The sequence below is a fragment of the Rhizobium sp. RHZ01 genome (genome assembly GCF_014851595.1).
In the GTDB taxonomy this organism is placed as follows: Bacteria; Pseudomonadota; Alphaproteobacteria; order Rhizobiales; family Rhizobiaceae; genus Rhizobium; species Rhizobium altiplani.
The window spans coordinates 175,475-192,453 of sequence record NZ_JACUZZ010000004.1 but is presented as its reverse complement, the minus strand read 5'-3'; the positions used below and the strand labels follow the sequence as shown (position 1 = coordinate 192,453).

Below are 16,979 nucleotides of genomic sequence, written 5' to 3'. Positions count from 1 at the left end.
TCCTGCGGATTTTCCGCCGCTTTTGCATTTCAGGCGATATGCCACCAAGCGCTGCTTTGATCGGCCACTTCGATCCCCTGCACATCGGCCTTCGCCAGCCACTCGAGAACGGTTGTTCCTTCGACAAGCATGTCAGGCGCAAAATCGGCAAGCGGCATCAGCACGAAGCCACGGTCCTTCATGCGCGGGTGCGGTAGCTCAAGTCGCGGTGCCGATTGCACCACATCAGCGTAGGTCAGGACATCAATATCGAGCGTTCGCGGCCCCCACCGCTCGATACGCTCGCGCTTCATCGCCCGTTCGATATCGAGGCAGACGTCGAGAAGCGCCTCGGGGCCAAGCGTTGTCTGGATTTCAGCACAAGCGTTGAAGAAATAGGACTGGTCGGTCTTTCCCCATGGCGGCGTCCGATAGAGCCGCGACACGGCTACCACACGACAATCGGAGCGCTGGTCAAGCGCCCTCAATGCCACGGCCATCGCGTGCACAGGCTCGCCGAGATTGCCGCCAAGGCCGAGTGTTGCCGTCTTGAAAATGGACTCAGGCAAAGTGTTCGACGCTCACCTGAACGAAATCCAGAACGCCCGGCACCGGCGCGTTCGGCTTGCGCACCGTAATCTTTGCACGCTTGATTTGCGGAAACTTCGAACACAGCCCTTTGGCGATATCAAGCGCAAGCGCCTCGATCAGATAGCGACGCTTGCCCGTCACGATCTCCTCGATCACGGTGAAGGCAATGCCATAATTGACCGTGTCATTGATGGAATCGCTCTCCAGGGCGTCGCCGGCGACGACGTCGAGCTCGGCATCCACAAAGAAGCGCTGGCCGAGGAACTCCTCTTCGTCGTGAACGCCATGGCGGGCAAAGAAGGCACAGTTCTGAAGCGTGATGGTGTAGGTGGTGCTCATGCCAATTGTCCCTGCTCAAAGCTATAGCGCGCCGCGAGCATAGCATCGGCGATGGCCAAAGCGTCCTTGTTGATTGCGACATCGTGTACACGAAAAATGCTAGCCCCCGCCAAACGCAACAATACGCTTGTCGCAGCCGTTCCCACATCCCGATCGGCGGCTTCCCGACCTGTGATCGCGCCGACGAAACGCTTGCGCGACGTGCCGGCAAGCAGCGGCAACCCCAAGCGGCGCAGTTCTCCGAAACGCGCCATCAGTTCCACATTCTCCTGTATATCCTTGGCAAAGCCGAAGCCCGGATCCAGTACGATGCGATCCTTGGGCACGCCGGCCGCCGAAGCGAGCGCGAGCGAGCGCTCCAGGAAGTAGAACTGGTCTCCGATCACATCCGGAAGCTTCTCCCGATCGCGGCCGGTATGCATCAGGCACAGTCCCGCACTGGTATCGGCTGCGATCCTTCCCACCTCCGGCTCCTTCTGCAACCCGAATACGTCGTTGATTACATGCGCGCCTGCAGCGACGGCAAGCCGGGCGGTCTCAGCGCGATAGGTGTCGATCGAGATCAAGGCATCGGTCTTGCCGCGCAACGCCTCGATCACCGGCAGCACCCGGGCCTGCTCTTCCAGCGGAGTGACGACGTCTGCGCCGGGGCGCGTCGATTCACCGCCAATGTCGATGATCTCAGCGCCATCGCTTACCGCCTGGAGCGCATACGTCACGGCCGCATCGACCGTCTCGTATCGCCCGCCGTCCGAGAAAGAATCCGGTGTCACGTTGACGATCGCCATAAGGACGGCGCGCGCGCCCAGTTCGATCTCGCGGCCATGCCCGACGCGCCAGAAACTGCTCTCAAGCTGTGCCAACGGCATTCATCCTATCGATCGAAAAAGGCGCCCATGATCTTGCACTGGCCGTGGCTATGCCCCAAGCTCCGGCAAACTTCAACATGAGTATCTGCAGAATGCATTCCGTACCGCGTTATATGCCCCTCCTCCTCGGCTTTTCCATGGCCGTAGCGGCGTGCAGCCCCGCTGCCGCCACCGTAATCGCGACGCGAAGCTATTCCTATTTTCCCATCAAGGGCAAAACCGCGGACCAACTCGACCAGCAACTGAGCATCAACGGGCCGACGGCCAGTGGCTCGTCCGCCCGCCACCCGGGTGCGACCAAGATCCGCTTCGGCGGCGATGCGACCTATGTTCAGGCCGGAGGGCGCTGCCGCGTCTCCAGCGCCAAGGTCACCGTCCATACGCAGATAATCCTGCCCCGCTGGACCGACCGCAAGGGTGCCAGCAAGCAGTTGTCGATCATCTGGGATGCACTTGCGAGCGACATCAAGCGGCACGAGGAGCGCCATGCAGAGATCGCGCGAAACCAGGCGCGTGTCATGGAAAAGCAGATCCTCGCGCTTCCACCGCAGCGCAGCTGCGAGCGTATGCAGGAGCTCGTCACCGACGTCTCGACCCGCGGCATCGATGAGCACGACAGGTTGCAGGCCCGATTCGACCGAATCGAAGCCGTCAATTTTCAAAGTCGAATGATGAGACTTCTGAACGATCGGATTAAAATATCCGGCGGCGCAAGGTAGCTGATTCTCAAGCTTAACGCGATCACAAAAGGTTAGCCGCGTAACAAAACTTGTGCGAAACCGCAATCGCCCCAGTGATTTAGTGGTTATTTCTCGGTCTAGCTAAATCAACCATAACGCGGTAATATTCAAACATTCGAAAGTTCAGGTCCGTAAGCCCGAACTTTCGCTCCTGGGTTCTCCTGGCGCGTTGCGAAGCCGCGGATGATCCTCCCTCGTCCGCAGGTAATGCGCCTACCTCGCCTCGCTCGTCTAACGGCAAGCGAGGCTTTTTTTGGACTGTGGTGGAATCAGGCCTGCCGCTCGGGCACGTGAACGATGAGCCCGTCCAGAGCCGCCTTCATTCTGATCTGACAGGAGAGGCGCGACGTCGGACGCACGTCAAAGGCGAAATCGAGCATGTCCTCTTCCATCGCCTCAGGCGAGCCGACGCGTTCCGTCCATTCGTCGTCGACGTAGACGTGACAGGTCGCGCAGGCACATGCGCCGCCGCATTCGGCCTCGATACCTGGTACCGAATTGCGCACGGCATTTTCCATAACGGTCGATCCCTGATCGACATCAAGATCGAAGCGCGTGCCGTCGAAGGCGACAATGGTCAGTTTGGGCATGATGATTTCCGGTGGTCGTCAATGGGAGGGTTTGGATTTTTTCTTCCAACAAATCGCCGAGGCAGTCAACATCGACCGCTCGGTGTCCTTCATCACAGATTGAGAAGCGACGCGCTTGTCAAAATGCGCCATGCCGGCGGTCACAAAAAGACCCGCTGCACCGAAATGGATCAGCGGGCTTCTATTTCGTCAGATTTATAGAACTCAGCGGCAAAGCTTGAGGATAAAATTCTCCGCTTCGATCACGGCAATACCGACCGCCGCCATGCTGGCCGCGTCGCCGCAATTGCCCTCAAGCGCCTCGGCAGCCGCATGGACGCGAAACGCCCCGACCGCTCCGGCCGCGCCCTTGAGGCGATGGGCCGCGGTTTCAACGATCTTGGCGTCACCGGACGATATTTCCTGCAGGCAGGCCCGCGCCTGACGCGCAAACATTTGCAGAACTTCGATTTCCAGGCTCTTGTCGCCCATTGTCTGGTTTGCCAGATGCACCAGATCTACCGGACGCTCCTGCGAAGGCCGAGGTCCCTTGCAAATGTCGGGCGCCGCAAACGCAATACTGACTGCTGCCATGTGCCAATCCTCCGTCGTCCATGCCGACTTTCCACAAAAGTGCGGGCACCGAGTGGCCATCGCGTTAAATTCCGGCACATTCAGGGCGGATTTCTTGAGGTATGGTTAACGCCAGCTAAACGTCTCTAACGCCTTGGTTTCAAGGGCCCGCTTTTATTAAATGATGTTAACAAGACCTTATTATCCGGGAATTTGAGCGGTTGCGTTAATTGTCTAGCAGTCCCGGATGTGTCACTACGATACTACTGGGCGAGCTTTCCGGTACCTGCCTTTGCTCGCCAAGTGGATAATGGTAATGTTTTGATACCGTCTGTATGAAAAAGCAGCTATCCACTCTGAAATGATATGCTTATCCGTCCTCGGCAATGTGGACGGGCGGGCTCAGAGGCTAAGGTTTTGTGCGGGCTCGGCGGGAAGCCCGAGGCGTTGTTGAACCGGCTGGGATGTAACGAGGCGTAACGTAAATGGCGAACAACAAGTACAGCGAGTCGATCGAGGACAAGGCGTTCAAGGCATTGGACGAGGCGCTCCAGATCGACTTCGGAGAAGACGATACGCTGTCTCGCAACGGCAAGACCGACGCCCCGGAGGCCAAATTGTCCGAAACACCGAGTGCCCGCAATCAACAAGGCTCCAAGGAGCGCGCGCGCCCCGCCAATACGCCTCGCCAGCCCGAGCAGCCGTCTCGCGCCCCGTCCTTCGCCGCCAACGACGCCAACCGCATATCGCCGGCTACGCTTCTCAAGTCCCTGGAGACCGGCTCCAGCCGATCGGCTGTTCGCAACGCAACCATTGTGTCGCTGCTTTGGATCGTCGGCGGTCTCGGCCTCATGGCCCTGCTCTATTCGCCGCAGATCTGGCAGATCCGCTCGATCGCCGATCTTTTGGCTCTTCCGGGCATTGTTGCCGGCCTCATCGGCATCATCGTGCCGGTGTTGCTGTTCTATGCCTTTGCCGTCATGATGGCGCGCGCCCAGGACATGCGCAACGCAGCACGCTCCATGGCCGAAGTTGCGCTTCGCCTCTCCGAGCCCGAGACCGTCGCTTCCGAACGCATCATGACGGTCGGCCAGGCCGTTCGCCGCGAAGTCTCGGCGATGAACGAAGGCATCGAACGCACCATCGCACGCGCTTCGGAGCTTGAAACCCTCGTCCACTCCGAGGTCAACGCCCTCGAGCGCAGCTACGCCGACAATGAATTGCGCGTGCGCGGCCTCGTCCATGAACTCGGGTCGGAGCGCGAAGCGATCGTCAACCACGCTGAGCGTATCCGCACGTCGATCTCGGGCGTGCATGATCAGCTCAAGGAAGACCTCTCTCTTGCCACGGAAGAGATCGCGATACGCCTTGCGACCTCGGGCGAAGCATTCGCCTCGATGATCGACACGCGCGCCGCGGCGATCACCGAAAAGTCGGAATCGGCCATCCAGTCGCTCGGCACGCTGCTTGCGGCAAAGACGGATTCACTGCTGCAAACGCTCACCTCCTCCGGATTCGCGCTCACCAACGAATTCGACACGCGGCTGGATACCCTGGCGTCGAGCCTGAGCGAGCATGGAGAGCTTGTCCTTCGGCAGTTCGAGACGCGTGCGTCCACGATGGACAGCAACGCAGAGAAGCTGAACGCCGCGCTGAACGACCGTGCCCGCCAGTTGAACGAAATCCTGATCGCCCGCACCCGCGAGATCAACGAGAGCCTGACTGGTGGCGAGCGCACGATCAGCACCACGCTTGATGACGTTCTCTCCAAGCTCAACAGCGCGCTCGACGAGAAGGGTTCGACCTTCCGCCAGAGCCTGCAGTCGAGCGTCGACGACACCATCATGGATCTCGACCTTCGTTCCGGCTTCTTTGACGAACGGCTGCAAGCGACTGTCGCGCAGCTCTCGACCTCGTTCGATGACCGCGTCGCGGAATTCGCCAATGCCTTCGACAAGCGTGCCGGCTCGCTCGACACGAAGCTCATGGAGAGCCTCAACCGCATCAACGACACCATGACCGGCGGTTCGGAGTCGCTGAACGGCATTTTGAGCTCGAGCATCGAACGCCTTGGCGCGTCGCTGACCGATCAATCGTTCGCACTGGCCACTGCCCTCGCGACCAGCCAGGAAGTTATGGAAAGCTCGCTGGCAGGCAAGGTCTCCGAGGTCACCGAGGCTATCCATACCCACACGACAGGCATGACCTCGGCGTTGAGCCACGCCACGTCCGAAATCTCCCTGGCGCTTGCGTCGGGCACCTCGGAACTCCACAATAATCTCTCCGCACGCGCGACAGAGTTCCGCGAAACATTGCTGTCCACGACCTCCGATCTCAGCTCGGCCGTCTCCGCGGGCACCGAGCAAATTACTTCGGCCTTCGGCCGCGCCGACGATCTGAACACGATGATCTCCAAGCGCGCTGCCGATATCACGCACGCGCTCGATTCCGCGCATGAGCGGATCGACGGCGTGATGACCGATCGCGGAGGCGCGCTGACTGCCGCCCTTGCCGACAGCCACGACCGCTTTGAGAGCACCCTGGCAAGCCGCTCGGACGCAATCATCAGCGCCGTCTCGGGCAGCCATGAGCGCCTTGCGGACGCACTCGACGACAAGGCCATGACGCTGGCCATCTCGCTGGATGAGAGCCAGAACCGCTTCGAGGATGCGATCGCCAAGCGTGCGGAAGCGATTGCCGCTTCGATCGCCAGCGGCCATGAGAAGCTCGCCGATACTCTTGATGACAAGGCAATGGCCCTCGCCATCTCCCTCAACGAAGGCCAGTCGCGCATTGAAGACACGCTCGGCCATCACGCCGAAACGATCAGCAACTCGCTTGCCGGCGGACACGACCGGATCACCGAGGCGCTTGATGACCGTGTCATGGCGCTTACGGTATCGTTGAACGAAGGTCATAGCCGCATCGACGAGGCGCTTGCCCGGCGCGTCGATACCATCGCGAATTCGATTGCTACGGTCCAGGACCGCCTCTCGGATACGCTGGACGAGAAGGCCATGGCGCTCGCGATCTCCTTCGGAGAAAGCCAGAGCCGTTTTGACGATGCACTGGAAGCCCGCACCAACGCCTTGCTCGACACCGTGGCCGGCGCCGAGTCCCGGGTTGCCGGCGCCCTCGTCGACAAGTCGGACGCCATCCGCAGCGCCTACACGGAAAGCCAGGAGCGCCTCGAGCGTTCCCTGAACGAACACGCATCGACGCTTGCCGGCACGCTGTCGAGCGGCAGCGATCGGATCGAGCAGCTGGCTGGCAGCGCCGCGGCCCGCATCGAATACAACCTCAGCAATGCGCATCAGAAATTGGAAACACTGCACGGCGACGCTGCCGCCCGCATCGAAGGCGGTCTTGCGGCTGCGCATGATCGTTTCGAAGCCCTGACCGGCAATGCCGCTACGCGCATCGAAAGCGGCTTGGACTCGGCCCATGAACGCATCCGTTCGACCCTGGCCGATCGCGAGCAGGCTATCAACCTCGCCCTCACCGACGCCCACAGCCGTATCAGCGATACGCTCTCCGATCAGGCGACGACGATCAGCGCCTCGATTGCCACCAGCGTCGGCATGCTGGAAATGTCCCTGGAAGACCATGAAGTCTCGCTTCGCCAGGCGATCGACAACAGTGGCCGGGCCCTGGAAGACCGCCTGCGCGACAGCACCGGTCACATCGCCGGCCGTTTCCAGGAGGCTGCTGGCGAGATCTCACGTTCGGCAGAGACCTTCTCTTCACAGCTCGACCAGTCGATCGAGGGCATGACGGGCCGCTTTGCGGAAACCGGCTCGCGCGTCGAGGCCGGCCTTGCCGCCCTCGAAAACCGCATCCGTGACGGCGTCGGCGGCGTGGCCGAGCAGGTCGACGCCGCTGGCGGTCGCCTCTCCAGCACTTTGTCCGACGGCATTTCCCGCCTCGGAACGCTCGGCGAAGACGCAACGAACCGTATCGCTGCGGCGATCAACGACAGCGCTACGAAGTTTACCGAAACGATCGATGGCCGCACCGCCAACCTCACCTCGGAGATCGACTCCCGTACGGTCAGCATCGACGAGGCGATGGAACGCGGCAGCGTCCGCATCGAGGAGCGCCTGTCCACGATGGACCGGGCCCTCACAGTCGGCCTCGACGCCGTCAATCGCACGATCGAAGGTAAGGCTGCCGGGCTCGCCGCTTCGCTGCGCAGCGCCGTCGCCGAGACGACGAAGGGCATCGACGACGAAGCAGCCCGCGCCGCCGAAAACCTAGGCCGCACCGGCCAGCAGTTTGCCGAAGGCCTCGACGCCAAGAGCAACGAGTTCGCCCGCACGATCGAAGAGCGTTCCGAGCAGATCGTCGGCCGCGTCTCCGACGCCCAGAACCGTTTGGCCGGCCAGGCAGCCGCCGTTGCCCAGACTTTCTCGGAAGCCGGCAATGCCATTATCAAGAAGGTCGCCGAGGCCGAGACCCTCGTCAGTGGCCAGGTTGGCGCTATTTCCCGCGCCCTCGGCGACGCCCAAGCGACTTTCGAAAACCATGGTGCCGGTATCCGCACGACGATTTCCGACGCAAGTCAGGAAATTACCTCAACCATGGCAGACGTCGAACGTGCTCTGGAAGCACGTGGCAATGCAATCCGTTCGAACCTCGAGGATCGCACGCGCGAAATCGACTCGACTCTGACCAATGTCGAAAAGGCGCTCGAGGCGCGTGGCGACGCCATCCGCTCGACGCTCGACGATCGCACCCGCGAGCTCAATTCGATGCTGTCCGGTCGTTCCACGGAGCTGTCGCGCATTCTCGAGGAGACGGCGCGGCCGCTGATCGACCGCTATGCCGAAGCAGGCAAGGACGCCGCCGCGCGCATTACGACAGCGACGGAACGCAGCACCGAGCGCCTGCGCAGTGAGAATGAGGCGCTCGTCAACGCAATCACGGCACGGACCGAAAGCGCATCCTCGGCCGTCGACGCGATGGAAAACAGCCTGCTTGCCAACGTCAACAAGCTGATCGAACGCCTGTCGGACAACAGCTCAGCTATGGGCCAGGTGATGAGCCGTGCCGCCGAAAATCTCGCGGCAGTGGATGGCCGCCTCGGCGATACGACGTCGCGCTTCACCGAGTCTGCCCAGAAGGCCGCCGAAATGGTGTCTGCCTCGACGCGCCTGCTCGAAGGCAAGGTCGACCGCCTCTCGGACATTTCGGGCCAGACGCTTGCCCAGGTCGGCGGTATCATCGGCCGGTTCGACGAACACTCCAAGGTGCTCAGCCAGGCATCCGGCCTGCTGGCAGCCGCTCAATCCAACCTCGTGTCAACGCTCGAGGATCGCGAAAGCGCCCTCCAGAACCTTTCCGTGGGACTCGTCCAGCGCTCCGAGGAAATCGAACGGACGATGCGTGCCCTGGGCGGCATGGTCGAATCCGCATTCGACCGCGCCGAACAGCGCTCCAACCAGGTCAGCGGAACGCTGCGCGAAAGCGTGCAATCCTCGTTCTCCGACATCGGCCGCGTTCTTTCCGAAAGCGAAAAGCGGGCTGAGGAAGCCGCCTCAACGATGCGCGCTGCGATCGTCAAGGCCGGCGAAGACGCCAATGCCACAATCGACGGCGCCTTCGGCAACGCCGAACGTCGCTCCAGCGAGCTTTCCAGCCGCTTGCGTGGCGGCCTGACGGCCTCCCTGTCGGAAGTCGAGCGTATGCTGGGCGAGGCAGGTCGTGCATCCGACGGCGCTGCCCAGACCATGCGCGAGTCGCTTCGCGAGGCAGTCGAGGAGGCAGTATCCCGCTTCTCCGGCGCCACCGAGGAGATCCGCCGCTCGGCCGGCGATATCCGCAAGGAACTCGACATGACCCGCAGCGAATTGAAACGCGGTGCATTCGATCTTCCGGAAGAGGCCAAGGAAAGCGCTGCTGCCATGCGCCGCGCCGTTGCCGAGCAGATCAAGGCTTTGCAGGACATCTCGCACATCGTTGGCCGCTCGACGCAGCAACTGGAGATCTCCGAGCCTGCGCCGCGGGCCATTCCTCAGCCTCAGCCTCAGCCTGCGCCACGCCCGGCTCAGCCGGCCGTTACCCAGCAGGCGCCCCAGCCCACCCCTCCCGCAGCCCCCGCCCCGGCTCCGGCAGCAACACCCTCGCCGATCGAGAACCTCGGTCTGCGTGGCTCCCTGACGCATGCAGCCGCAACGCCGCAGCGCACCCCCGTTGCCGCTCCCCCGGCAAGCGGCGGCTGGATCAGCGACCTCCTGCGTGGTGCATCGCGCGATGAGACCGCCGAGGAAGCTCCAGCACGGCAACCAGCCCCACGCGCCGAGGCTGCCGCGGCGGCACCTGCCCGCACGGCCGATAGCCGCAATCCGCGCCACGTCGTCGAGTCGCTGAACTCGCTTTCGGTAGATATCGCGCGTGCAATCGATCATGACGCTTCGGTCGATCTGTGGCGTCGTTACCAGCGTGGCGAACGGGACGTCTTTACGCGCCGCCTCTACACGCTGAAGGGCCAGCAGACCTTCGACGAGATCAAGCGCAAGTATGATCGCGAGCCGGAGTTCCGCACCGCCGTCGATCGTTATATCGCCGATTTCGAGAAGCTCCTTTCTGATGTTTCCCGCGGCGATCGCGACAAGACGATCACGCAGTCCTATCTGACTTCGGATACCGGCAAGGTCTATACGATGCTTGCTCACGCCGCAGGGCGACTGGGCTAAGCCACACTCAAGGAACAAATGAAATGGCCGCCCAAGAGGCGGCCATTTTCATCTCGGGCGATTGTCTGACGTCGCTCTCTGCGAAAGGTCGGGTCGGGTCGTGGACGGTGGATCGTGTTACGCCATCGCGCTAGGCCGGCACGCGCCAGCAGGCACCTTGTGGTGCATTGCCGGCGCCCTCTATCAGATCGACTGGAGGGTCCAGTTCACGATCTCAGCCGTCACGCTCGCGAACGCGCGATCGAGACCCGTCACAAGACCGTCGTTGGACCCATTGGCCGGCACCGCTTGTCTGAACACTTTCTGGGTTCTCACGGTGCCATTCCGGTCGTTCACGATCTTGGCCGAAATCTCGACGACCGCGTGGCTGCCACCGGTCGTGTCGATCTCGAAAGCGCGGATATCGGTCACGAGCTGATAGTCGATCGCCAGTCCCTGCCCGGGCACGCCGACGCCGCCGAGCTTGCCTGAGTTCTCGTAGGCTTCGACGAGCTTTGCCTGGACCATGCGCGGCAGCTTGTCGCCCCATTGCGCCTTGGAAAGGTACTGTATCTGCGACGGCGCCACCCGAATGACGATCTGTTCGCTGTCGATCGCCCGCAACGCAGTTGGCTGCTGCACCAGGATCTGCCGGCCCCTGGCCGCCGGCCCACTGCCAGTCACCGACGCGGAGAGGTCGTAGGTGTCGTTCCTGGCAGCCGTCCCACAGCCTGCCAGACCCGCCAATAGCGGCAGCGTAATCGCGGTCGTCGATAGCCACGAACGACGCTGCAACAGATCCGATACGGCCATATGCGCTCCCCTAATATCCCTATTAACGCCGCGTCCGGCCGTCATATTGCTTTACGGTATCCCCACCGAAGATCAGCCGCTGCGGATTGCGGTCAAAATTGCCGATCGCATCGTTGAGGTTTTGCACGGTGGAGCGCGTGTCGTTGATGAGCGACTGCACATCGCGCAGCCCACCGCTGGAAAATTTCTGCAAGTTGTCCGCAATAGGACCGATGCGCGAATTCAGATTGTCGGCGACCTTCTTGAATGAGGTGAGCGTGTCACGCGCCTGCGCAAACAGCGACTGCGTATTGTCCGTACCGAGCAGCGCGTCCAGCTTGATCAGAATGCCGTCGACACGTGTGGAGGCCGCGTTCAGCTTGTTCGCCATCTGCGAAACATTCTGGATCGTCTGGTCGATGTCCTTCTGCCGGGCCGAAACAGTGTTCGCGACGTCCTTGATCGAAGCGACTGCGGTGCGTGCGTCCTTTGTCGCCTGCGAGATATCGTCGACGGATCCCTTGACCTTCACCGGGTCGATCTGCGCGACCAACGTATCTACTCGATCGAGCGTCGCCTGCGCCTTCTTGCCGAGGTCGTTGTACGTAGTCGCCGTTTCCTGGAACTTCTGGATCGCTCCCTTGAAGTTTCCCGAAGCATCCGCGACGTCGCGGCTGACTTTCTCGGCATTGCTGAGAATGGTGTCGATCTTCTTCGCGTCGACGGCCTTCACGAGGGCCTCGACCGCTTCCAGCGTCGAGTCGACACGACCCGAGACCTTACGCACGGTCTCGGAGAGTTGGCCGACACTCTGCAGGAACGAGTCGATGTTGCCTGAGTTCTTGGCCAGTGCATCGGAGAAGGTCTCGGCATTCTGCAATGTCTTCGTCAGCGGCCCGCGTGCATCCGTCACAAAGCCCTGAATCTGCCCGACAGCATCGTTCGCTCTGTCAAGAATCTTGTCTGCCGTCGCCAGAAGGTTCGTGACACTCGACTGATCCGCGACGATGACCGCTCGCTTTCCGGTCTCGAGGGACTGTTGAAGGATGTTCTTTTCGCCGATCCTCCCGCCCGAAAGTTCGATATAGGCAGCACCCGTCAGACCCTGGATTTCAAGGATGGCTTTCGTCGAGGGATAGATAGGCGCGTCGACCCGCACCTCGGTGAACGCCAGTGAGAAACTGGGATCGTCGGCATCGATGGACAGCGACTTGACCGAACCGACCTGAATGCCGTTGAACCGCACCGGCGAGCCGACGCTCAAGCCGTTCGCGGAGCCGGGAATCCGGACGATCAGTTCGGCCATCGGCCCACCGCGCCCATATTCCGCCATCCAGTAAACGAAACCGAACGCCGCCGCGATAACGAGCACCGTGAAAAAGCCGACAATCGTGTAGTTCGCTTTTGTTTCCATCGTATCCGCTCACTTCCCGCGGCTATCTTGCGCCAGGCTGTCCTTGCCTGCGTGGCCACGCTGCGGCACGACCGAACGCGCCCGCTTGCCCTTGAAATAAGCCTGAACCCAAGGATCGTCGCAGGCCAGCATGTCGTCGATCGTTCCCTCGACCAATACCCGCTTCTTGCCAAGCACCGCAATCCGGTCACAGACCGAGAAGAGACTGTCGAGGTCGTGCGTGACCATGTAGACGGTCAGGCCGAGGGTGTCCCTGAGCCTTGCGATGAGCTCGTCGAACTCCGCGGCACCGATCGGGTCGAGGCCCGACGTTGGCTCGTCAAGGAAGACCAATTCCGGATCGAGCGCAAGCGCGCGTGCCAGCGCAGCACGCTTGATCATGCCGCCCGAAAGCTCCGACGGGTATTTGTCGGCGGCATCAGCCGCAAGCCCGACGAGGCGGATCTTGAGCTGCGCGAGTTCGTCCATCAGCGACTGGGGCAGGTCCAGATACTCGCGCATTGGAACCTGGATGTTCTCCCGGACGGTCAGCGACGAAAACAGCGCCCCCTGCTGGAACAGCACACCGAGCCGCATGTCGAGCGCGTTGCGCTGCGGCTCGTCCAACTCATCGAAGTCCTGACCGAGAATCTTGATCGTTCCAGAGCGCCGCGGCAGCAACCGAAGCACCGTCCGCATCAAGACCGACTTGCCCGTTCCCGACGCTCCGACAAAACCGAGAATTTCGCCGCGATAGATATCCAGATCCAGATGGTCGAGAACAACCTTCGACCCGAAAGCGACGGTCACGCCGCGCGCTGATAGCACGACATCTCGCCCCTCGTTGTTTCCGGTCTCTGTATGCTGCCCGTCCACGTACAATCCTTAGAAATTGATGGCCGCATAGAACATGGCAAAAAGCCCGTCCATGAGGATAACGACAAAGATCGCCTTCACTACCGCCGCGGTCACGTGCTGGCCAAGCGACTCGGCGCTGCCGCCTACCTTTAAGCCCTCGACCGCCGCAACGATACCGATAACCAGCGCCATGAACGGCGCCTTGATCATCCCGGACAGCACCGTCGACAGCGTGATCGCCTCATGCAGGCGGGAGACGAAGTTGGCGAAGGTGATGCCGGAATAGGCCCAGGCGACCACGGCTGCGCCGGCGAGCGAGGCAAAGTTCGCGATGACCGTCAACAGCGGCAGCGCCACCGTAAGGGCAACTAGGCGCGGGAAAATCAGCACGCCCACGGGATTGAGCCCCATGACCTTCAATGCGTCCACTTCCTCGCGCATCTTCATCGAGCCGATTTCAGCCGTGATGGCGCTGCCCGAGCGGCCGGCAATCATGATGGCGGTGAGAAGCACACCGATTTCGCGAAGCTGCAGGATACCGACGAGATCGACGACGAAGACTTCGGCGCCAAAATAGCGGAGCTGAAAGGCGCCCTGCTGCGCGATGATCGCACCAATCAGAAACGACATCAGCAATATGATCGGCACCGCGCGCACGCCCATGTGGTCGATCTGGTTGACGATCGACGCCGGCGATACGCCGCTGCCTCGCCCGAATTTCATTTGCGCGCCGCGGACAGCGGAGCCGAGGATATACATCGCGGCCGCGAGGTTGTTCCAGAGCTCGGAGGTGATCTTGCCGATCGGTGCGAAGATCCGCTCCGGCCAGCTTGCGCTTGGCTGCGGCTCCTGCTCGGGCTGCGGCGGTTCCTCGGAAAACTCCGCGATCATCTCGTCGATATGGGTGTTACTGCCTTCGAAGCGCACGGTCCCACCGGCGCCTTCCACCTGCTTCTTCAGCCGGCAGAGCAGCCAGACGCCCGCAGTGTCGATATCGGTCACGCCTGATAGGTCGAGTGTCACCTCGCCGCTTCGGCCGGCGGTAAGCTTGTCGAAGTCACGCAAAACGAGATGCAGGTTGGCGCTTCGCCAGTTCCCTTCGATATGAACGAACTGACCCGCGCCATGGCTCTGGTCGTCCACATGCAGTGAGGCGGCGTTACGGGTTTCGGACTTCAAAACGCTTGTGTCTTTCAAGGCTTACGGCGACATTGCCGACTCGCGAACTAACGGTTCGCCGCTTCGGATCAATATACCCAAGCCGCACCAAATTTCCATGCGCGCAGGATTGCAAATATGCCACGGTCACTTCAAATTCAGACGGATTCCTTCCCCATAGCGGGCACATTCTCGATCTCGCGGGGCGCCAAAACGTCGGCAGACGTGATCCTCTGCATAATCCGGGAAAACGGGTTTGCCGGCCGAGGCGAATGCGTTCCCTATCGCCGTTATGGCGAGACCATGGAAAGCGTGGCAGCACAGATCGAAGCGGCAAAGCCGTTGATTGAAGCCGGCCTGACGCGAAAGGAACTTCAGCGAGCTATGCCTCCCGGCGCCGCGCGCAATGTCGTTGACTGCGCCCTCTGGGATCTGGAAGCCAAGAGTTCGGGCGAAACCGTGATCATGGCGCTTGGCCTGGCGCAGCCGCAGCCGCTGACGACCGCCTTCACGATCTCGCTCGGCGAACCTGACGTCATGGCTGCACAGGCGCGCGCAAACGCCGATCGGGCCCTCCTGAAGGTCAAGGTCGGCACCGGCGATGACGAAAGCCGTATCCGCGCGGTTCGCGAGGCAGCGCCCAATGCGGCGATCATCCTCGATGCCAATGAGGGCTGGCCTGACGAAACGCTTGAGCATCATCTGCGCATCGCTGCCGAGATGGGCGTCGCCTTGGTCGAACAGCCGCTGCCGGCCGGCAAGGATGAATTTCTGGCGGAGATCCGTCGTCCCGTCCTCGTTTGCGCGGATGAAAGCGTCCACCATACCGGGGACCTCGCCAGCCTTCGCGACCGCTACGACGCGATCAATATCAAGCTCGACAAAACGGGTGGCCTCACGGAGGCGCTTGTGATGAAGAAAGAGGCGCAACGCCTTGATTTCAAGATCATGGTCGGCTGCATGGTCGGCACGTCGCTGGCAATGGCGCCAGCCGTGCTGCTGGCCCAGGACGCCGAGTTCGTCGACCTCGATGGACCGCTGCTGCTTGCTCGCGACCGCGAACCGGGACTGCGTTATACGGCCTCTCTCGTTTTCCCGCCGGAAACGACGCTCTGGGGCTGAAGATAGTAAGCCGCGATAACCAGCCCGAGACCGGTCAGGGCGACGAGTGCCATCACGTAGTAGCTTGCGAGGCCGAGCCAAGCGTAGATGTAACCGGAGGCGATGGTCATCAGCCCCATGAACATGCCGTTGTAGAAGAAATACGCGCCCTGCGCCGACGATTCCTGCGTCTCCTGCACCGAGGCGACGATACGTGTCTGCACGCCCGTATGCACGAACGCATAGGTGCAGGAATGCATGCACTGAAGCAGGAAGAAGCCCCAGAACCCCCAATGCATCGGGAACAGAATCCAGCGACACACGCTGACCGCCGCCCCGAACCGGATTAGCGTCCAGGCGCTGAACCGGCGGTTCAGCCGGCGGGAAAGAAAGAAGACGGTCACTTCGGCCGCAACGCCAGCACTCCACAAAACGGCGATCTCGGTGCCGGAAAAGCCGAGTTCTCGCCAGTAGAGGGATGCGAAGGCCTGCAGCACCGCGTGGCTCGACTGCTGGATTGCGACCCCGATCAGCAACGCCAACAAATGGGGCTGGCGCAGAGAACTCCCCGTTGCAGCCGAGATATCGACAGGTATCCCGCGCCTGCGCGTCGGGCCGATCCGGGGACAATAGATAGCCATCACAACAGTCATAACAAAGCCAAAGGTCATGACCGGCAACACCATCTCGCCACCCCAATGCCCGATCAGCTGCCCGCCGATCAGAGTGGAGACGATGAACGCTACCGACCCCCATACCCGCATGGAGCCGTAATCCAGACCCCAGCGCCGCACTCCGGAGATCACGATCGATTCGACAACCGGGACATAACAGGCAAAGGTCGCTCCCTGGATCGTGTAGACGATCAGCACCGGCCAGAATGTGTTCGTCCAGTAGAGCGCGATGGCTGTCAGCAGCGACAGGACTCCGGAAAACAGCAGCACATCCGCTCGCTCCCTCATCCGGTCGGCATACATCGCCACGATCGGGGCGACGAGCACGCGCACGACCATCGGCACCGCGAGGATGACGCCGATCTCGTGGTCGTTGAATTCGTGCTGTGCAAGCCACATCGGAAAGAAGGGCAACGCAACGCCATTGACGAGCAGGGGCGCGCAGTAAGACAGGGCACTGAGAAGCCGAAAGCGCGGCGGGGCGCCCTCGCCTGTCTGAGGGTTTTGAGCGGGAATCATTAGGTGGACCTGCAGGAAACTGAACGCTGCCTATCACGTCAACCTAAGGGCGACTATGGCAAGAAATTGCCCGATTGAAACGTTTAAAAAAATAAATAGGGCCTGTCGCAAAGACACAACGGGCTAAACTGATGCATTGAATTGCTGGCT

Annotated in this window: 13 protein-coding genes; 3 read left to right on the top strand and 10 right to left on the bottom strand. The window is 61.4% G+C overall.

Going from position 1 to position 16,979, the window contains the following annotated elements; all coding sequences use genetic code 11:
- Positions 1–29: 29 nt before the first annotated feature.
- From folK to folP, 3 genes are read right to left on the bottom strand one after another with little or no spacing between them, the layout of a single operon-like run.
- The gene (gene folK / locus IB248_RS07050) at positions 30–548 is read right to left on the bottom strand and encodes a 2-amino-4-hydroxy-6-hydroxymethyldihydropteridine diphosphokinase (RefSeq protein ID WP_018854845.1); all 519 of its coding nucleotides are present in this window, start codon (positions 546–548) and stop codon (positions 30–32) included.
- Positions 541–909, bottom strand: a complete 369-nt coding sequence (gene folB, locus IB248_RS07045) for a dihydroneopterin aldolase (protein WP_007792223.1) — start codon at positions 907–909, stop codon at positions 541–543. The genes folK and folB overlap by 8 nt, the downstream gene beginning before the upstream one ends.
- Positions 906–1,772, bottom strand: a complete 867-nt coding sequence (gene folP / locus IB248_RS07040) for a dihydropteroate synthase (RefSeq protein ID WP_025661681.1) — start codon at positions 1,770–1,772, stop codon at positions 906–908. Before folP ends, folB begins: the two co-directional genes overlap by 4 nt.
- Positions 1,773–1,870: 98 nt before the next feature.
- Here folP and IB248_RS07035 point away from each other — a divergent pair, with 98 nt between their 5' ends.
- Positions 1,871–2,497 (top strand): DUF922 domain-containing protein, encoded by a 627-nt coding sequence (locus tag IB248_RS07035; protein ID WP_018854843.1) that lies wholly within the window; start codon positions 1,871–1,873, stop codon positions 2,495–2,497.
- A 290-nt stretch (positions 2,498–2,787) separates the two neighbouring features.
- Here IB248_RS07035 and IB248_RS07030 read toward each other — a convergent pair whose 3' ends face one another.
- Together IB248_RS07030 and IB248_RS07025 are read right to left on the bottom strand one after the other, a co-directional pair.
- Entirely contained in the window at positions 2,788–3,108 is a 321-nt protein-coding gene (locus tag IB248_RS07030) for a 2Fe-2S iron-sulfur cluster-binding protein (RefSeq protein WP_169680255.1), read from the bottom strand.
- Between the two features lie 204 nt (positions 3,109–3,312).
- Positions 3,313–3,681, bottom strand: coding sequence for an Hpt domain-containing protein (locus IB248_RS07025; protein WP_018854840.1), 369 nt, complete (start codon positions 3,679–3,681; stop codon positions 3,313–3,315).
- A gap of 464 nt (positions 3,682–4,145) precedes the next feature.
- Here IB248_RS07025 and IB248_RS07020 point away from each other — a divergent pair, with 464 nt between their 5' ends.
- Complete coding sequence (locus IB248_RS07020; RefSeq protein ID WP_192240604.1) at positions 4,146–10,355, top strand: hypothetical protein; 6,210 nt, start codon at positions 4,146–4,148, stop codon at positions 10,353–10,355.
- 183 nt (positions 10,356–10,538) lie between these two features.
- On the opposite strand, the gene IB248_RS07015 is transcribed toward IB248_RS07020, so the two are convergent.
- Genes IB248_RS07015 through IB248_RS07000 form a run of 4 tightly spaced genes read right to left on the bottom strand, consistent with a single transcriptional unit; the run spans position 10,539 to position 14,574 of the window.
- A complete protein-coding gene (locus tag IB248_RS07015; RefSeq protein WP_192240603.1) occupies positions 10,539–11,147 on the bottom strand; it encodes an ABC-type transport auxiliary lipoprotein family protein in 609 nt (202 codons plus the stop codon).
- Between the two features lie 22 nt (positions 11,148–11,169).
- Positions 11,170–12,540, bottom strand: a complete 1,371-nt coding sequence (locus IB248_RS07010) for an MlaD family protein (RefSeq protein ID WP_192240602.1) — start codon at positions 12,538–12,540, stop codon at positions 11,170–11,172.
- A 9-nt stretch (positions 12,541–12,549) separates the two neighbouring features.
- Complete coding sequence (locus tag IB248_RS07005) at positions 12,550–13,395, bottom strand: ABC transporter ATP-binding protein (RefSeq protein ID WP_037089011.1); 846 nt, start codon at positions 13,393–13,395, stop codon at positions 12,550–12,552.
- 9 nt (positions 13,396–13,404) lie between these two features.
- A complete protein-coding gene (locus tag IB248_RS07000) occupies positions 13,405–14,574 on the bottom strand; it encodes an MlaE family lipid ABC transporter permease subunit (RefSeq protein ID WP_026371471.1) in 1,170 nt (389 codons plus the stop codon).
- Between the two features lie 99 nt (positions 14,575–14,673).
- Here IB248_RS07000 and dgcA point away from each other — a divergent pair, with 99 nt between their 5' ends.
- Positions 14,674–15,657, top strand: coding sequence for an N-acetyl-D-Glu racemase DgcA (gene dgcA, locus IB248_RS06995; RefSeq protein WP_192240601.1), 984 nt, complete (start codon positions 14,674–14,676; stop codon positions 15,655–15,657).
- Here the strand turns inward: dgcA and IB248_RS06990 are convergent.
- Positions 15,609–16,829 (bottom strand): MFS transporter, encoded by a 1,221-nt coding sequence (locus tag IB248_RS06990; RefSeq protein ID WP_018854833.1) that lies wholly within the window; start codon positions 16,827–16,829, stop codon positions 15,609–15,611. The genes dgcA and IB248_RS06990 overlap by 49 nt on opposite strands.
- Positions 16,830–16,979 lie beyond the last annotated feature (150 nt).

Coding starts and splice junctions, on each gene's coding strand:
- folB (WP_007792223.1), bottom strand. CDS start 909: ATGAGCACCACCTACACCATCACGCTTCAGAACTGTGCCTTCTTTGCC.
- IB248_RS07035 (WP_018854843.1), top strand. CDS start 1,871: ATGCATTCCGTACCGCGTTATATGCCCCTCCTCCTCGGCTTTTCCATG.
- IB248_RS07030 (WP_169680255.1), bottom strand. CDS start 3,108: ATGCCCAAACTGACCATTGTCGCCTTCGACGGCACGCGCTTCGATCTT.
- IB248_RS07025 (WP_018854840.1), bottom strand. CDS start 3,681: ATGGCAGCAGTCAGTATTGCGTTTGCGGCGCCCGACATTTGCAAGGGA.
- IB248_RS07020 (WP_192240604.1), top strand. CDS start 4,146: ATGGCGAACAACAAGTACAGCGAGTCGATCGAGGACAAGGCGTTCAAG.
- IB248_RS07015 (WP_192240603.1), bottom strand. CDS start 11,147: ATGGCCGTATCGGATCTGTTGCAGCGTCGTTCGTGGCTATCGACGACC.
- IB248_RS07010 (WP_192240602.1), bottom strand. CDS start 12,540: ATGGAAACAAAAGCGAACTACACGATTGTCGGCTTTTTCACGGTGCTC.
- dgcA (WP_192240601.1), top strand. CDS start 14,674: ATGCCACGGTCACTTCAAATTCAGACGGATTCCTTCCCCATAGCGGGC.
- IB248_RS06990 (WP_018854833.1), bottom strand. CDS start 16,829: ATGATTCCCGCTCAAAACCCTCAGACAGGCGAGGGCGCCCCGCCGCGC.